Here is a 17872-nt window from a genome sequence, read left to right on the forward strand (position 1 = left end):
ACAGTCGCTTCTAACGGATCAGGTGCCATCCAATATACTGGAATCAGGTCTTGGAATATCTTCAAACGGGCTCAGGAGACGTAGTTTGCGTGTGATCCCCCTGTTTTGGTTGCTGTTTCCACTCGGATTGCCAGCCAAAGAGCTGGTGATCTGCGGCACCATGGAGCCCCCGCTCAAGTATCTCGATGCCGATCAGAAACCCCGCGGACTCGATATAGACATAGTCACCACCATCTTCGACAAGCTGGAGACGCCCTTTCGGATCGAGCTGGCCGACTCCGGTGCCCGCCTCACCCGCAATGCCGAAACCGGCGCCTGCGATGTGGTGATGACCCACTCCTACAAGGCAGAGCGGGAGAGTTATCTCATCTATCCCCAACAGGCCCATCTTCGCCACAGCTGGCACTTCTTCGTGCGCAAGGCGGACCTGATGAAGATCCGCTACGAAACGCTGGCCGATCTCAAACCCTGGCGCATCGGCGTGACCAAGGATTTCTCCTATACCCCTGAACTGGCAGCAGCCATGACCGACCCGGCCTATCAGTTTCAGGAGATCACCATGAACCAGCTGCAACTGCGCAAACTGCTGGCCGGACGGATCGATACCGTGCCGATGCCGCTGGTCACCGCCTTCACCCAGATCAATGAAGAGGGGCTGACGGGAAAGATCGATTACCTGCCCAAACCGCTCAAGAGCAGCCCCTACTTCAACACCTGGGCCCGCGCACGAGCGGATGCACAGACCCCAACCCTGATGGCGGCCTACGATGCCGAACTGCTGCGCATGAAGCGAAACGGCAGCCTCAAGGCCCTCTACGACAAGTACGCCATCCCCTATATCGAACCCTGATCAAGGGGTCAAGGTTTCACATCCCGCAGGATCGGATTCTGCAGCGAAATCAGTGTTTCAGTGGACTGGATCTCGTCGATGGTCTGGATCTTGTTGATCAGCACAATCTGCAGCTCGTCGATGGAGCGGGTCATCACCTTCATGAAGATGCTGTAGTGGCCGGTGGTGTAGTAGGCCTCCACCACCTCGTCCAGCGCCTGCAGCTTGGCCAGTGCCGAGGGGTAATCCTTGGCGCTCTTCAGATTGATCCCGATAAAGCAGCAGACGTCGTAACCCAGCTTCTTGGGGTTAACCTGCACCCGTGTCCCCTCGATGATCCCCGCCTGTTTCATCTTCTCCACCCGCACATGGATGGTGCCCGGGCTGACCGCCAGTTGTTTCGCAAGTTCGGCGTAAGGGATCCGCGCATTCTCCATCAGAGCGGTGAGGATGGCCTGATCGAGATTATCGATTCGGTAATTTTCCGGCATTTTTTTGCACTCCCGTTGACGATACCTCATTAAATGACGGCTTATTTTGAAGAAAAAAATACACAAAGCCTATTTCTATTATCGAATATTGAATTTAGTTGGCATTCCGTTGAAGAATCACCACATCCAACGGGGTTTGAAACAGGAATTCAGCATGAAACAGCACTACATTCGCAGCCAACAGCAGATCAGCTTCGTCAAAGAGATGTTTTCCCGCCAACTCGCCCAGCAACTGGGTTTGATGGAGGTGCAAGCCCCCATTCTGAGCCGGGTCGGTGATGGCACTCAGGACAACCTCTCTGGCCACGAGAATGCAGTGCAGGTCAAAGTGAAGACCCTGCCGGAGCACAGCTACGAAGTGGTCCATTCACTGGCCAAATGGAAGCGCCAGACCCTGGGTCGCTTCGGCTTCGGCCCGGGCGAAGGGATCTACACCCACATGAAGGCGCTGCGTCCGGACGAGGATCGCCTCACCCCCATCCACTCCGTCTACGTGGATCAGTGGGACTGGGAGAAGGTGATGCCGAGCGAGCGCCGCGATCTCGCCTATCTGCAAGAAACCGTGCGCGGCATCTGGGCCGCCATCAAGGCTACCGAGCGCGCGGTCTGCGCCGAGCATGAGCTGACCCCCTTCCTGCCGGCCGAGATCCAGTTCCTGCACAGCGAAGAGCTGCTGGCCCGTTACCCGGACCTCGATGCCAAGGGGCGCGAGCGTGCCATCGCCAAAGAGCTGGGCGCCGTGTTCCTGATCGGCATCGGCGGTGCTCTCTCCCACGGCGAACGCCACGATGTGCGCGCCCCGGACTATGACGACTGGAGCAGCCACAGCGAGCTGGGTCTGGCAGGCCTGAACGGTGACATTCTGGTGTGGAACCCGGTACTGCAGGACAGCTTCGAGATCTCCTCCATGGGGATCCGGGTCGATTCCGAGGCGCTGCGCCGCCAGCTGGCCATCACAGGCGACGAGGATCGCCTGCAGTACGACTGGCATCAGGATCTGCTGGCCGCACGGATGCCGCAGACCATCGGCGGCGGCATAGGCCAATCCCGTCTGGCCATGTTGCTGCTGCAAAAAGAGCATATCGGGCAGGTTCAGGTTGGTGTCTGGCCAGCCGAGATGAAAGCTGCCGTGCAAGGCATGCTGTAACGAATGAGGGCCATGCCGGCACCATCACAGTCAGCATGGCAACAGGCAAGTGGCCGTCGGGGTTGAGCGAGCGCATCCCCGGCAGGCTGTAAGACGCAAGGCCGTTAGCGGCTTTGTTTCGAAATCGGGGGCTTGCCCCTGCGACCCGCTCAACCCACGTCAGGTCGCGTCACTACATTCCTCCCGGCAATCTTCGGATTGCCGTTTTTTTTGCGCCCGAATCCCCGCCACCAGATATGACAACGCCAGCCCGAGGGCTGGCGTTGCAAACATCGACACGAGATCGGTTACTGGGTCATGGTGAGGCCGTTGCTGTCGGCTCCCAGCACCAGTTTTTTGCCCGGCACGATGCGGCCGGAGAGCAGCGCCTGCGCCAGCGGGTTCTCCACCTTCTGCTGGATCGCCCGTTTGAGAGGCCGCGCCCCGTAGACGGGGTCGAACCCGGCGTGAACCAGCTTCTCGAGCAGCGCTTCGCTCACCTCCACCTCGTAACCCTGAGCCTCGAGACGGCCCATCAGGCTCTTGAGCTGGATGCGGGCGATGGACTTGATGTGCTCCTCGCCGAGGGGATGGAACACCACGGTCTCGTCGATCCGGTTGATAAATTCCGGCCGGAAACTGCGGGTCAGCACATCCATCAGCATGGCCTTCATCTCGTCGTAATCCTTCTCGGAGTGGTGCTCCTGAATCAGATCCGACCCGAGGTTGGAGGTCATGATCACCACCGAGTTGCGGAAATCGACGGTGCGACCCTGACCATCGGTCAGGCGGCCATCGTCCAGCACCTGCAACAGGATGTTGAATACATCCGGATGTGCCTTCTCCACCTCGTCCAGCAGGATCACCGAGTAGGGACGACGGCGCACCGCCTCGGTCAGATAACCACCCTCTTCATAACCCACGTATCCGGGAGGCGCCCCCACCAGACGGGCCACGCTGTGTTTCTCCATGAACTCCGACATGTCGATCCGCACCATGGCGTCCTGGGTATCGAACAGGAACTCCGCAAGCGCCTTGCACAGCTCGGTCTTGCCCACCCCGGTGGGCCCCAGGAACAGGAAGGAGCCGATGGGGCGGTTCGGATCGGAGAGACCGGCACGGGAGCGACGAATGGCGTTGGAGACCGCATCGACCGCCTCTTCCTGGCCAATCACCCGGCTGTGCAGCTGATCTTCCATCCGCAGCAGCTTGTCGCGCTCCCCTTCCAGCATGCGGGCGACCGGAATACCGGTCCAGCGGGCCAAGACGTCTGCGATCTCCACATCGGTGACCCGATTGCGCAGCAGACTGGTCTCCTGCATCTCGGCTTGAGTGGCGAGATCCAGCTGTTTCTCCAGCTCGGGGATGCGGCCATATTGCAGCTCGGACATCCGACCCAAGTCGCCTGCGCGGCGCGCCACATCGAGATCCTGACGGGCCTGTTCCAGCGCAGCCTTGATATGCTGGGTGCCGGCGAGGGCGGCCTTCTCGGCCTTCCATACCTCGTCCAGCTCGTTGTATTCCCGATCCTTCTCGCCAATCTCCTGATTGATCAGCTCCAGACGCTTGCGGCTGGCGTCATCGTCCTCCTTCATCAGCGCCTGCTGCTCCAGCTTGAGCTGGATGATGCGCCGCTCGAGGCGATCGAGCGCCTCCGGCTTGGAGTCGATCTGTAGCCGGATGCTGGCCGCCGCCTCGTCGATAAGGTCGATGGCCTTGTCCGGCAGCTGACGATCCGCAATGTAGCGGTGCGACAACTGGGCCGCCGCCACGATGGCAGGATCGGTGATCTGCACATGGTGGTGCAGCTCGTAACGCTCTTTCAAGCCACGCAGGATCGCAATGGTGTCCTCCACGCTCGGCTCTTCCACCAGCACCTTCTGGAAGCGACGCTCAAGCGCAGCATCTTTCTCGATGTACTGACGGTACTCATCCAGGGTGGTGGCGCCGACGCAGTGCAGGTCACCACGGGCAAGCGCAGGTTTGAGCATATTGCCCGCGTCCATGGCCCCTTCGCCCTTGCCGGCGCCGACCATGGTGTGCAGCTCGTCGATAAAGAGGATGACATTGCCCTCCTCCTTGGCGAGATCGGTCAGTACAGCCTTGAGCCGCTCTTCAAACTCACCGCGATACTTGGCACCGGCCACTAGCGCCCCCATGTCCAGCGACAGCACCCGCTTGTTTTTGAGCCCTTCCGGCACTTCGCCATTGATGATGCGCTGAGCCAGTCCCTCGACGATGGCGGTTTTACCGACACCGGGGGCACCGATCAGCACGGGGTTGTTCTTGGTGCGGCGTTGCAGCACCTGAATGGTGCGGCGGATCTCGTCATCGCGGCCAATCACCGGGTCGAGCTTGCCGATTTCGGCCCGCTCGGTCAGATCGATGGTGTACTTCTCCAGCGCCTGACGGTTCTCCTCGGCGTTGGCATCTTCCACCTTCTTGCCGCCACGCACCTTGTCGATGGCCGCTTCCAGTTTCTCTTTGGTCAGCCCCTGGGCGCGCAGCAGCTCACCCAGCGTTCCCTTGTCGTCGAGGGCCGCCAGCACGAACAGTTCGGAGGAGATGAACTGATCCTTGCGCTGCTGGGCCAGTTTGTCGCAGACGTTGAGCAGGCGGCCGAGGCCGTTGGAGAGCTGCACGTCCCCTTCTACGCCGCTCACGCGCGGCAGGCGATCCAGCTCCTCACCAAGACGGGAGCGCAGGGCGTTGATATCCATCCCGGTCAGGGTGAGCAACGGACGGATAGAGCCGCCATCCTGATTGACCAGTGCGGTCATCAGGTGAACGGGTTCGATGAATTGGTGGTCACGACCCAGCGCAAGAGACTGGGCATCGGAAATAGCAATCTGGAATTTGCTGGTAAGGCGATCGAGGCGCATTGCACTCCCCCTTCAAACAGGCAGACGCCGCTTGCGCGGCAAACAACATAACTTTCTGAGATGAAAGATGAGGCCCGTACGGGCTATTTCAAGGGCATGGGCTGGTTATTTTTTCTGCAAAGCGGGGAGAGGGCAGGAGCCCCGCCTCTCTCATACGGCTCTGCTCTTGAGAGAGACGGGGTATTACTTGGCGGGTGATTGCTTAGCGGGCCAACCAGATGAGGGAGGCCATCCGGCCGGTCTGGCCGTCGCGACGATAGGAGTAGAACTGCTCGCTATCGCTGAAGGTGCAGTATTCGCCGCCATAGACGGCGGTAACGCCGGCACGGGCGAGGCGCAACCGCGCCAGCTGGTAGATATCCGCCAACCATTTGCCGTCGTTGGACGAAGGGACGAACGCCGCTTCTGCTCCAGCCTGCTCAGCCATAAAGGCCTCGCGCACCTCTCCCCCCACTTCAAATGCAGTGGGGCCAATGGCCGGGCCCATCCAGGCCAGGACCTCGACCGGCTCGCAGCCCATGGCGGCGATGCTCGCCTCCAGCACGCCCTCTTTCAGTCCACGCCAGCCTGCGTGGGCCGCTGCGACCACGGTACCGGCCCGATCGCAAAACAACACCGGCAGACAGTCGGCGGTCATCACGATGCAGGCCTGATCCGCCTCATGGGCGCAGGCGGCATCGGCATCCGGTGCTTGCTGATAATGGCTGCTGACCTGATGAACCACGGTGCCGTGCACCTGATTAAGCCAGTTAAGGGGCCCCGGGATGACGGCCGCCTGCTGCAAGCGGGCGCGATTGGCCTCGACTCGCGCCGGTTCGTCACCCACATGGGCGCCCAGATTGAGACCGGCAAAGACCCCTTCACTGACGCCGCCATCCCGGGTGGTCGACAACGCCCTGACACACGCCGGGGCTGGCCAGTCGGGTTCGATCCATTTCATCTGTGACTCCTTCAATTCACCGATATAAAAACGGGGCTCCTGCAAGGGAACCCCGTTTGGCATCTGTTCGGGCCGGATGACGCCAGAAAACGACGCAGCAGGCCCTATCGCATCAGTTCCAGACTAAATCATCCGGATTGGCGAGAGTATCCGCTCGCAGCACTTCCATCAGCTCCACCATGTCTTGCGGTGTAGCTGAGTGCCACTGCATCACTTCCCCCGTGATGGGGTGAGCCAGTTGCAGCATGGTGGCATGCAGCGCCTGACGGTTGAAGTTACGCAGTGCCTGAGTCAGCTCAGGGGTCGCGTTGCGCAGCGGGCGCAGACGGCCACCGTAAGCGGGATCGCCCACCAGCGGGTGCTTGATGTGGGCCATGTGGACACGGATCTGGTGGGTACGGCCGGTCTCCAGACGCAGACGCAGACGGGTGTGGCCACGGAACTTCTCGTGCACCCGGTAGTGAGTTACGGAAGGACGACCATTGGGCACCACGGCCATGTGGGTACGCTGGGTCGGGTGACGACCGATGGGCGCATCGACGGTACCGCCTGCGGTCATGTGACCGATGGCGATCGCTTCGTACTCACGGGTGATCTGGCGCGCCTGCAACGCTTCCACCAGATGGGTCTGGGCGGGTACGGTTTTGGCAACCACCATCAAACCTGTGGTGTCTTTATCCAGACGGTGCACGATACCGGCACGGGGCACCTCGGCAATGCCGGGGTAGCGGTGCAGCAGGGCGTTGAGGATGGTGCCATCCGGCGTACCTGCGCCCGGGTGAACCACCAGACCGGCCGGTTTGTCGATCACCAGAATGTGTTCATCTTCATAAACGATGTTGAGCTCGATATCCTGGGCATCCCAGCGGGTATCATCTTCCAGCTCGACATTCACATGCACCTGCTGCCCGGCCAGAATCTTCTCGCGCGGGGTGTTGGCAACCTGACCGTCCAGGGTCACTCTGTCCTGTAAAATCCACTCCTTGATGCGGGTGCGGGAGTAGTCTGGAAACAATTCGGCCAGGGCCTGGTCGAGTCGCTGCCCGAATTGGTGATCCTGGAATTCGCCTGTCAGTTCAATATGCTGGCTCATGTATGGTCTCTTGAGCGGGGGGTATCAATTCGAAATAATCCGGGTATTCTAGCTTTTCTTTTAGCCAAGCATAACGGATACTTTGCCAATTTCGTGGAAATGGACCGGATGTTGTTGATGGGAAAGAAGTCTCACCTGCTGATGTCGCTCGCCTTGGTCGCTACCTTGATCACAGGCTGTTCCAGCACCAAACCCAAGGTACCCGACGAACCGCCGGAGACCCTGTACCAGAAAGCACGCCTCAAACTGGACGTTGGCAATTACGTGCAAGCCACTGAATTGCTGGAGGCTTTGGACTCTCGCTACCCGTTCGGTGCCTACTCCAATCAGGTGCAGCTTGACCTCATCTATGCCTACTACAAGCAGGATGATACCGCTCAGGCGATCGCCAATATCGACCGTTTTATCCGCCTCAATCCGGCGCATAAAAATATCGATTACGTCTTCTATATGCGCGGCCTAACCAACATGGCGGCGGATTACAACTTCTTCCAGAGCCTGTTCGGTATCGATCGTGACGACAAAGACCCGGCTTATGCCCGTCAGGCATTCCAGGACTTCAAGACCCTGTTGCAGAACTACCCCAACAGTGTCTATGCCGCCGATGCCCGCGCTCGCATGATTGGCCTGAAGAATCGTCTGGCCCGATATGACCTGAGCGTGGCCGAGTATTATGTGAAGCGTGATGCACTGGTCGCAGCCGCCAACCGGGCCAAGCTGATTGTCGAGACCTACCCCGACACAGCCGAAACCGAGAAGGCACTGGAGATCATGGTCGAGTCTTACGACGCTCTGAAGATGCCGCAGCTGGCCAAGCATGCCCGCGAAGTGCTTGCCAAGAACTACCCGGAGAACCGCCTCGGCCGTGGCTGAGTGATACGGATAAACCGGTAACAAAAAACCGATGCCTTGGCATCGGTTTTTTTATCGCTGCAATTTACCCTCAGCTATTACCCGCAGATTGCTCTGCAGAGCAGAATCCGCGTAACGGCGCCGTCATCGCAACGCTTACTTCGCGACGTTACCCGCCACGTTCAGGGCATCCCAGGTGCGGGAGAAGGGCGGCGCATAGGCAAAGTCCAGCATGCCGAGCTGCTCGGTGGTCACCCCCATGGTGATGGCCACCGCCAGCGCGTCGATGCGGTGTACCGCCCCCTTGCGACCGAGGATCTGGCCGCCCAGCAGCCGCTTGCTGCCCGCCTCATAGACCAGCTTGACGTGGATATCGGACTGACCCGGGCAGTAGTTGGTGTGGCACTTGTCCTTGATCACCACAGTGCGATAGTCGATGCCCATCGCCTTGGCTTCCTGCTCGGAAAGACCGGTACGGCCCGCCTCCAGCCCCAGCACCTTGAGCGCCGCAGAGCCCAAAGTGCCGGGGAACTCCTGCTCGGCACCCGCCAGGTTCTCGCCTACCATGCGCCCCAGCTTGTTGGCGATGGTGGCGAGCGGTACATAAACCTGCTGCTGCTTCACGCTGTGCCAGACGCTGGCACAGTCGCCGGCCGACCAGACGTTGGTCAGCGAACTGCGTCCCTGACGATCCACCTTGATGGCGCCGTTACCGAGCCGCTCGATGCCGGTATCGGCCAGAAACTCGGTGTTGGGCTTGACCCCGGTGCAGACCACCACGATATCAGCCTCGTACTCGCCCTGGCTGGTACGCACGCCGGTCACCCGGCCATCCCCCAGCAGCGCTTCAACTCGCTCACCCGGATGGAGAGAGACCCCCTGCTCGCGCAGTTCGGTTTCGATGTGCTGGGTGATCTCGCCATCAAACGCATCGGGGATGACCCGCTCCGCCAGCTCGATCAGGCGCACCTCTTTACCCTGATGGACCAGCGCCTCGACCACTTCCAGCCCGATAAAGCCGGAACCGATCACCAGGGCGCGGCGATTGTTCTTGTCTTGCACCGCAGCTTTGAGCGCCAGCCCGTCGGCCATCCGGCGCAGACCGAATACCCCTTGCTGCTGCAGACCGGGGATGGGGGGCATCACTTCGCGGGCACCGGTGGCAATCATCAGGCGATCGTAGCGATCGGTGAAGGTGTCGCCGTTGTGCTCCACCACCAGAGTCTGGGCAGCCGCATCGACGCTCAGCACCCGATGGCCAATCTTGACCTCGATCCCCTTGGCGGCGAACTGCTCGGGGGTGAACTCGGCCATGTAACCGGGCTCCTGAAACTCGTCACCGACGAAGTAAGGCAGGCCGCAGGCACCGAAAGAGATCACCTCGGAGGCCTCATACACCACGATGTCGGCATCTTTGGCCAGACGGCGCGCCTTGGCCGCCGCGCTCATACCGGCGGCTTCACCACCGATGATCAGAATTCTCATAGTTTTTCCTCTCAATGGCGCAGGGAGGGCATGCCCTCCCTGCGGTCTATGACGGGAAAGAGTCACCCCTTTCCACGGGCAGATCAACCGACAGCAAATCAGACGGTGGACTCTTCGCCGTCCAAACTCACTTCGTGATCGCTGTTGAACACATGCATGTCGGTCTCGCCCATCAGACGGCTGGTGACCGTCCCTGCGGTGATAGAGCCGGAGACGTTCAGCGCGGTACGGCCCATATCGATCAGCGGCTCGATGGAGATGAGCAGACCGGCCAGCGCCACCGGGAAGTCCAGCGCGGAGAGCACGATCAGCGCGGCAAAGGTGGCGCCACCGCCAATCCCGGCCACCCCGAAGGAGCTGACGGTGATGATGGCGATCAGGGTCATGATGAAGCCGGGATCCATCGGGTTAACCCCGACGGTCGGGGCAATCATCACGGCCAGCATGGCCGGATAGATACCGGCACAGCCGTTCTGACCGATGGTGGAACCGAAGGAGGCGGCGAAGTTGGCGATCCCCTCAGGAATACCCAGCGACTTGGTCTGGGTCTGCACGTTCATCGGGATGGAGCCCGCACTGGTGCGCGAGGTGAAGGCAAACGCCAGCACCGGCGTGATCTTCTTGAGGAAGCGCAGCGGGTTGATGCCGACCATGCTCACCAGCAGCAGGTGCACGACAAACATGATGGCGATGGCGCCGTAAGAGGCCATCACAAAGCTGAGCAGGTTAAGAATATCCGCATAGTTGGAGCCGGAGACCACCTTGGTCATCAGCGCCAGTACGCCGAATGGGGTCAGGCGCAGCACCAGAGTCACCATTCGCATTACGATGGCATGAGCCACGGCCACGAAGTGGCTGAAGCTGGCGAAGATCTCCGGCTTCTTGCGGGCAATGCCGGTGGCAGAGAGGCCGATGAAGATGGAGAAGATCACCACGGCGATGGTGGAGGTCTTGCGCGCCCCGGTCATGTCGAGGAAGGGGTTGGCAGGAATGAACTCAAGCATCATCTTGGCAAAGGACATGCTCTCGACGCTGCCGAGGGTGGTCTGCAGCGCGGCGCCCCGGGCGCTTTCGGCAGCACCGGAGGTGAGTCCTTCAGCGGTCAGGCCAAACAGGTTGGACATCAGGATGCCCGCCCCGGCGGCGATAGCGGTGGTGAAGATCAGCACGCCTATGGTCATGGCGCTGATCTTGCCCAGCGCAGTGCCGCCATTGAGCTTGAGAATGGCGCTGATGATGGAGACCATGATCAGCGGGATGATGATCATCTGCAGCAGCTTCACATAGCCGCTACCCACAATATCCAGATAGTCGATGGTCTGAACAATGACGGACGAACCAGCACCGTAAAGCAGTTGCAACGCGGCGCCGAACAGAATACCGAGCCCCAGACCGGCAAATACCCGGCGGGTGAAGCTCACATGTTTTTCCTGTAACCGGTAGAGAAAGAACAGCAAGATGGCGGCGATGGCCAGATTGCCGATAACGCTAAATGTCATGGTATGACTCCCCAAAAAGTGGGCTTGCGCCCGAGAAACAAGAGCAAGCGCCATGCTTGCCCTGGCAACCGTGTCAGACGGTCTGCGCCGTCGTGACAAGAACAAGGGGGTCTATCGCCCCCTTGTCACAGATTCACTGCTTCTGCTGTTTCGCTCGCATGATGTTGATGATTTCGATGTCGGTATCCAGCATCCCCTCTTTGGAGAGGCGGCCCAGATTGGCGATGGTCTGGTCCACATCATCGGAGACGATCCCCTCGCTCTGGGGGACATGCAGGTTGTTGATAGCCATCAGCGAAGACTTAACCGCCGCCGAGGTGGAAGTGGAGACCTTCATGGAGCAGGCGCTGCCCGCGCCGTCGCAGATGATGCCGGAGACATCGCCAATCATGTTGTTGATGCAGTGGCTGATCTGCTGATACTGGCCGCCCAGCAGCCAAGTGATGGCGGCACCGGCCCCCATGGCGGCGGTACTGGCGGCGCAGAGGGCCGACAGCTTGTTCTGATAGGTCTTGATGTAGATGGCCACCAGATGGCTCATCACCAACGCTCGGGTCAGCTGCTCGTCGCTCGCCTTGAGGAAGCGGGCGGCCGCGACCACAGGCATGGTGGCGGCAATGCCCTGATTGCCGGAACCGGAGTTGGACATGGCGGGCAGCATGGCGCCATCCATCCGCGCATCGGAGGCGGCGGAGGAGAGGCGCATCGCCAGCGTCATCAGGTCATCGGAGAGCAGCTTGCGCTCCACCTGTTCGGTGAGGATCTTGCCGATCTTCAGACCGTAACCCTGTAATCCTTCATCTGCCAGCGCCTGATTCATGGTGGCGGCCTCGCGGATAAAGTCGATCTCCGCCAGCGGCACTTCCAATGCAAAATCGACGATCTCCCGCAGGGTCATGGTCGGTTTGGCGGATTTGGCTGGCTGGATCTGCACGCCGGGGGCACTGGCCTGCTCCATCAGCACCTCGCCATCCTTCTCCATCAGGATGATGCGGGTGTGGTCGGTACAGATCACCACCCGGGCGCTGTGCCCTTCAATTTCAGCCAGCACCTCGGCGTAGAGCACGTCCGGTACATCCTTCACATCCATCTTGATCACCGGCAGCAACGCCTTGGCCGCCTCGACCTGGGCCGGGGTGAGAGTCTTGAGCACCTCCAGCCCGGCATCGGGATTGCCCCCTGTGATGCCGACCGCAGCGGCCACCGGCAGACCGATCATGCCGGTGCCCGGCACCCCGACCCCCATGCCGTTCTTGAACAGATTGCCACTGACCCAGACGCTGATGCGGGTCGGGGTCTCCCCCAGCAGCTTGCGGCAGTTTGCCGCTGCCAGCGCCACCGACATCGGCTCGGTACAGCCCAGGGCCGGCACCACTTCACGCTTGAGCAGGGTAATAAAGTCGGTCCATTGTGCTTTCATCGCAGTGTTTCTCATGTTCAGGGTGCCCGCAGGCAGTTATTGCTTGTTCAGATCCGCTTTGTGATTACGGATATGCAGATAAACAGTATGACGGGAGATGCCGAGCATCCGGGCAACCAGCTGGGCCGCCTCCTTGATCTCGAAGATCCCCATGTCGAAGAGCCGGGTCACTATCTCCTTGTTGCGCACCGTGCAGGAGAGCGAATCGTCCCGATCCACCTTCTCAATCACTTGAGTCACCAGATCATCCACCGAGCTGGCAAAGGTCTCGTTGTTGAGCGGCGCCGGTGCCGCTGGCAGCGCAAAAGTATCGAGCAGGCTGCCAAGGGAGGTATCCAGACTGAAGTTCACGTAGAGCATGCCGATGGGCTTGCCCTGCCGGTTGCTGATGGTGATGGAGGAGGACTTCATCAGCGTCCCGTCGCGGGTACGGCTGAAGTAGCTGCTCCACTGGCTGCCCGCCTCCCCCTGCAAGCGGTTGAGGGCAAAGTCGGTGACCGGCGCCCCCTCCCGACGACCGGTGACATGGCCGTTGGCAATCTTGATGACCGATGCATCCAGCGTATCGAACGCATGCAACACCACCTCGCACCCCGCGCCAAACAGCGCGGCCAGCGCCTCGACTGCGGGCTCGAAACTGGCGATCAGATGACGTTCTTCATCCGTTAACGAATTGATCTGGTCAGTGGTGGCTGCTGTGGACATATATGAGTAACTTTGAGTAAACCGCAGTTGATTCTACTATCAACAAGATCAACTAATGTTGAGCGGCATCCCCTTTTTGTTCGCCATTATGCCCACCTTTTAACAAAGTGCGACAAATTGTGAAGCGGCGCACAGCAGGGCGGCAACTCAGTGGTGATAGCGGGCCAGCAGCTGCTTGTAGGCGGGGGTCTGTTTGAACGCCTTGAGGGCAGAGGAGAAGCGGATAGCCAGCTGGTCGTGGCCGGGCTTGTGGGTAAACGCGAGGAAGTTGCGGTTGTCGTCGGTCAGCAGGCGCGAGCCGTGGTTCACCTGATCCTGCAACCCCTGAGTGTGCAGCAAGTAGCGACCGACCCGCTCGTTGAGCACCACCCCGTCCAGACGACCGGCCATCATCAGATGCAGCTGTTTGATGGCATTCCCCTCCCCCGTCATCGGCATCCGGAGCACCTCGGGATCGGTCAGAAAATCGGGGCTGTAGGCATAATCTTCCTGAATACCTATCCGCAGACCCTTGAGGTCGGAGAGCTGCTTGAAATCCACCGGACGAGCCGTCGGATAGAAGAGCACCTCGCCGCTGTAAGAGAGCGGCTCTTCGGGGTAGTGGAGCCAGTGCTGGCGGGAAGGTTCAAAGAAGACATCGAGCACCGCATCCCCCTGCCTGAGACGGGCCTGCTGCAGAACCCGCTTCCAGGGCAGCACCCTGATTTCAGTGCGATAACCCATCTGGCGCAACACGGCGCAGGCCAGATCGAGATCGGCGCCGGCCAGCTCGCCATTGTCACCACGCATCACATAAGGGGGCCACAGCTCGGTCAGCAGCGTCAGTGTCGGCGGCTCGTCCGCTGCTACGGCCGAACCAGCACCAAACAGGGAGACGAGCAGCCAGCCGTACAACCCGATCCTTCGCCAACCCTGACACCACATCATGGAGATCCCTCATGGTCCGTATGGATTGAGGATATACAAGGGATGAGCAATAAAAAAGGAGGCCGAAGCCTCCTTGATATCCACTCTCTGAATGGCACTTACAGTGCTTTCAGGATGGCCTCGACGCTGGCCTTGGCATCGCCAAACAGCATCTGGGTATTTTCCTTGAAGAACAGCGGGTTCTGGACACCGGCGTAGCCAGTGTTCATGGAGCGTTTGAAGCCGATGACGTTCTGCGCTTTCCACACTTCCAGTACCGGCATACCGGCGATCGGGCTGCCCGGATCTTCCATAGCGGCCGGGTTGACGGTGTCGTTGGCACCAATCACCAGCACGGTATCGGTATCGGCGAAGTCGTCGTTGATCTCGTCCATTTCCAGCACGATGTCATACGGGACTTTCGCCTCCGCCAGCAGCACGTTCATGTGGCCAGGCAGACGACCGGCAACCGGGTGGATACCGAAGCGCACCTTGACGCCACGATCACGCAGCTTCTGGGTGATTTCAGCCACCGGATACTGGGCCTGAGCCACCGCCATGCCGTAGCCCGGGGTGATGATGACGGAGCTGGCGTTCTTCAGCAGGTCAGCAACTTCCTCGGCGCTGGTTTCGCGGTATTCGCCCATCTCCTGATCAGCCGTGGAGGCCACGCCATCGGAGCCGAAGCCACCGGCGATCACGGAGATGAAGGAGCGGTTCATCGCCTTGCACATGATGTAAGAGAGGATCGCACCGGAGGAACCTACCAGAGCACCGGTGACGATCAGCAGGTCGTTGGAGAGCATGAAGCCCGCAGCTGCTGCTGCCCAACCGGAGTAGGAGTTCAGCATGGAGACCACGACCGGCATGTCGGCGCCACCGATGGAGGCAACCAGATGCCAGCCGAAGGCGAAGGCGATCAGGGTCATCACCAGCAGGGCGAAGGTAGAGCCGCCCGCGTTGACAAAGTAGACCATCAGCGCCAGAGAAGCGACCACGGCCAGCAGGTTCAGCTTGTGGCGGTGTGGCAGCATCAGCGGCTTGGAGGAGATCAGACCGCGCAGTTTGCCGAAGGCAACCACGGAACCGGTAAAGGTTACGGCACCGATGAAGACGCCCAGGAAGATCTCGACCAAGTGGATGTTCAGCATGGCGCCGGTCAGGTGCTCGACCTGAGCAACGCTGTTGGCCTGCTCGAACGCCGCACGGGCGGCTGCCAGGGTGGCATCCAGATTGGAACCGACGGAGACGACCACCTCAGCAGGTGCAGAGGGGTGCAGATCGATGAAACTGTTGAAGCCCACCAGCACTGCCGCCATACCCACGAAGCTGTGCAGCACGGCCACCAGCTCGGGCATCTCGGTCATTTCGACCTTGAGTGCCAGACGCACGCCGATGGCACCGCCGATCACCATGGCCAGAATGATCCAGTGAACACCACTGGTCTCCGGGTTGAATACGGTGGCGAGCAGGGCGATAGCCATACCCGCAATACCGAACAAGTTGCCATGCTTGGCCGTTTCTTGCTTCGACAGTCCCGCGAGACTGAGGATGAAGAGCACGGCGGCAACGATATAGGATGCTGTTACCAGTCCTTGAGACACGTTAAACCCCCTTAATCCTTACGGAACATCTTCAGCATGCGCTGAGTGACGGTGAAGCCGCCGAAGATGTTGATACTGGCAATCAGCACGGCGATGAAGGCCAATGCGGTAACCAGAGTCGACCCTTGCCCGATCTGCAGCAGGGCACCGACCACGATAATGCCGGAGATGGCATTGGTGACCGACATCAGCGGCGTGTGCAGGGCGTGCGATACGTTCCACACCACGTAGTAACCGACCACACAGGCCAGGATGAATACGGTGAAGTGGGAGAGGAAGGCTGCCGGGGCAACGGAGGCGATCCAGCCGAAGGCGGCGATGCTGAGGGCACCGAACACGAACTTCTTGTTGGAAGGCTTGGCCTCTTCCTTCTTGGCGGCCGGTTTGGCGGCGGCCGGTTTCTGCGGGGCGGCAGAGACGGAGATGGCGGGCGGCGGGAAGGTCACTTCACCGGCCTGGATCACCGTCATGTTGCGCTGAACCACGTCCTCGAAGTCGATGGCGACGTTGCCGTCCTTCTCCTTGCACATCAGCTTCATCAGGTTGACCAGGTTGGTACCGTAGAGCTGGGAGGACTGGGCAGGCAGACGACCCGGCAGATCGGTGTAACCGATCACCTTGACGCCGTTGGCGGTGACATGCAGTTCACCCGGCACTGTGTATTCACAGTTGCCGCCAGCCTGAGCGGCCATGTCCACGATGACGGAGCCCGGCTTCATGCTGTCGACCATCTCTTTGGTGATCAGCTTGGGAGCCGGCTTGCCCGGGATCAGGGCGGTGGTGATGATGATGTCCACCTCTTTGGCCTGCTGGGCGAACAGCTCCATCTCGGCCTTGATGAACTCATCAGACATGACTTTGGCGTAACCATCACTGGATGCGCCGTCTTCGCCACCGAAGTCCAGCTTGAGGAATTCCCCACCCATGGATTCGATCTGCTCGGCCACTTCCAGACGGGTATCGAACGCACGCACGATGGCACCGAGGGAACCGGCCGTACCGATGGCAGCCAGACCGGCAACACCGGCACCAATCACCAGTACCTTGGCAGGCGGCACTTTACCGGCTGCGGTGATTTGACCGGTGAAGAAGCGACCGAACTGGTGCGCAGCTTCAACCACGGCGCGATAGCCACCGATGTTGGCCATGGAGGAGAGGGCATCGAGGGACTGGGCACGGGAGATCCGCGGCACCATATCCATCGCCATCACATTGATGTTGCGTTCGGACAGCTTCTTGACCAGCTCAGGGTTCTGGGCAGGCCAGATGAAGCTCACCAGAGTGGCGCCATCTTTAATTTGTGCGATCTCGGCATCGGTCGGCGCATTGACCTTGAAGATAAGGTCGGCTTGCCAGACATTCGGCACCACGCTGGCACCGGCAGCCTCGAAGGCGGCATCATCGAAGCTGGCCGACAGGCCTGCGCCGGTCTCGATGGCGACCTCGAAGCCGAGCTTTTTCAGCTGCTCGACGGTAGCCGGGGTCGCTGCGACCCGGGTCTCACCGGCGAGACTCTCTCTCGGTATTCCAATCTGCATGACTATTCCCTGATGGTTAATAAACAATCGCTGCCCAGTGTCTCACTTCTGACGAAACAAGACATGACCAAAGTGCAGGTCCAGGGCTCTTTGTTATGAAAATCAGTAGGCTTTACCTCAACCTCCTGTCATGGTCAGGCCCCCGCTTTTCAGGCGCGAAGGTGATTAGTATCAAATTTTGGAGTTTTATTACAACCGCAGTCCCGACGGCACTCGTACAGAATTCAGCCCATCCCTGGCTACGATTAAAAAAAACAAACCAAATTAGAGGCTTATACCAGTAAAAACGGCTGAAAAAAGTGATCCAACCAGTCAAAAAAAATGTTTTACCGGCCCTCTATCTTAGCGTTTTTTGTTCTTACGAAATCCGCTTTCGTCTCACTTCTCGCAGCGAAACGCCGAAAAGTAACATTTTCCCAACAAAAGCGGGGCCGCTCAGCCGCCAGATGGCGGGAGAGGGCCCCGGCAATTCAATCGTTTCGCCCGTTTGGCACCGATTGGT

General features: G+C 59.9%; 14 protein-coding genes. 3 read left to right on the forward strand and 11 right to left on the reverse strand.

Features of this window, described 5'->3' with window-relative positions; all coding sequences use genetic code 11:
- Nucleotides 1-85 precede the first annotated feature (85 nt).
- Nucleotides 86-850 carry a substrate-binding periplasmic protein gene (locus ACTG2U_RS11880; protein WP_439974519.1) on the forward strand — a complete coding sequence of 255 codons (765 nt, stop codon included), beginning with the start codon at nt 86-88 and terminating at the stop codon, nt 848-850.
- Nucleotides 851-858: 8 nt separating this feature from the next.
- Here ACTG2U_RS11880 and asnC read toward each other — a convergent pair whose 3' ends face one another.
- On the reverse strand, nt 859-1320 hold the full coding sequence (gene asnC / locus ACTG2U_RS11885; RefSeq protein ID WP_005339783.1) for a transcriptional regulator AsnC: 462 nt from the start codon (nt 1318-1320) through the stop codon (nt 859-861).
- Between the two features lie 154 nt (nt 1321-1474).
- Here asnC and asnA point away from each other — a divergent pair, with 154 nt between their 5' ends.
- The gene (asnA, locus tag ACTG2U_RS11890) at nt 1475-2467 is read left to right on the forward strand and encodes an aspartate--ammonia ligase (RefSeq protein WP_335812526.1); all 993 of its coding nucleotides are present in this window, start codon (nt 1475-1477) and stop codon (nt 2465-2467) included.
- A 287-nt stretch (nt 2468-2754) separates the two neighbouring features.
- Here the strand turns inward: asnA and clpB are convergent, their stop codons facing one another.
- From clpB to rluD, 3 genes are all read right to left on the reverse strand, one after another.
- Complete coding sequence (gene clpB, locus ACTG2U_RS11895; protein ID WP_005356335.1) at nt 2755-5328, reverse strand: ATP-dependent chaperone ClpB; 2574 nt, start codon at nt 5326-5328, stop codon at nt 2755-2757.
- 202 nt (nt 5329-5530) lie between these two features.
- The gene (pgeF, locus tag ACTG2U_RS11900; protein WP_429013258.1) at nt 5531-6268 is read right to left on the reverse strand and encodes a peptidoglycan editing factor PgeF; all 738 of its coding nucleotides are present in this window, start codon (nt 6266-6268) and stop codon (nt 5531-5533) included.
- 112 nt (nt 6269-6380) lie between these two features.
- Nucleotides 6381-7361, reverse strand: coding sequence for a 23S rRNA pseudouridine(1911/1915/1917) synthase RluD (gene rluD, locus ACTG2U_RS11905; RefSeq protein ID WP_005339771.1), 981 nt, complete (start codon nt 7359-7361; stop codon nt 6381-6383).
- 117 nt (nt 7362-7478) lie between these two features.
- Between rluD and ACTG2U_RS11910 the strand changes: the two genes are divergently transcribed.
- A complete protein-coding gene (locus ACTG2U_RS11910; RefSeq protein WP_019446583.1) occupies nt 7479-8234 on the forward strand; it encodes an outer membrane protein assembly factor BamD in 756 nt (251 codons plus the stop codon).
- Between the two features lie 135 nt (nt 8235-8369).
- Here ACTG2U_RS11910 and ACTG2U_RS11915 read toward each other — a convergent pair whose 3' ends face one another.
- The 7 genes from ACTG2U_RS11915 to pntA all read right to left on the reverse strand — a co-directional run bounded on the left by ACTG2U_RS11915 (nt 8370) and on the right by pntA (nt 17370).
- Nucleotides 8370-9698, reverse strand: a complete 1329-nt coding sequence (locus tag ACTG2U_RS11915; protein WP_439974520.1) for a CoA-disulfide reductase — start codon at nt 9696-9698, stop codon at nt 8370-8372.
- 98 nt (nt 9699-9796) lie between these two features.
- Complete coding sequence (locus ACTG2U_RS11920) at nt 9797-11197, reverse strand: L-cystine transporter (RefSeq protein ID WP_005339766.1); 1401 nt, start codon at nt 11195-11197, stop codon at nt 9797-9799.
- Nucleotides 11198-11330: 133 nt separating this feature from the next.
- The gene (locus ACTG2U_RS11925; protein WP_439974521.1) at nt 11331-12632 is read right to left on the reverse strand and encodes an L-cysteine desulfidase family protein; all 1302 of its coding nucleotides are present in this window, start codon (nt 12630-12632) and stop codon (nt 11331-11333) included.
- 21 nt (nt 12633-12653) lie between these two features.
- A complete protein-coding gene (locus ACTG2U_RS11930) occupies nt 12654-13322 on the reverse strand; it encodes a helix-turn-helix transcriptional regulator (protein ID WP_439974522.1) in 669 nt (222 codons plus the stop codon).
- Between the two features lie 147 nt (nt 13323-13469).
- Nucleotides 13470-14249: a substrate-binding periplasmic protein gene (locus ACTG2U_RS11935; protein WP_439974523.1), complete on the reverse strand. Its 780-nt coding sequence runs from the start codon at nt 14247-14249 to the stop codon at nt 13470-13472.
- A gap of 98 nt (nt 14250-14347) precedes the next feature.
- Nucleotides 14348-15832 carry a Re/Si-specific NAD(P)(+) transhydrogenase subunit beta gene (gene pntB, locus ACTG2U_RS11940; protein ID WP_439974524.1) on the reverse strand — a complete coding sequence of 495 codons (1485 nt, stop codon included), beginning with the start codon at nt 15830-15832 and terminating at the stop codon, nt 14348-14350.
- Nucleotides 15833-15843: 11 nt separating this feature from the next.
- Nucleotides 15844-17370 (reverse strand): Re/Si-specific NAD(P)(+) transhydrogenase subunit alpha, encoded by a 1527-nt coding sequence (gene pntA, locus ACTG2U_RS11945; RefSeq protein WP_421322318.1) that lies wholly within the window; start codon nt 17368-17370, stop codon nt 15844-15846.
- Nucleotides 17371-17872: the final 502 nt, after the last annotated feature.

The sequence above is a fragment of the Aeromonas sp. 95A genome (assembly GCF_051919235.1).
GTDB lineage: Bacteria > Pseudomonadota > Gammaproteobacteria > Enterobacterales > Aeromonadaceae > Aeromonas > Aeromonas veronii.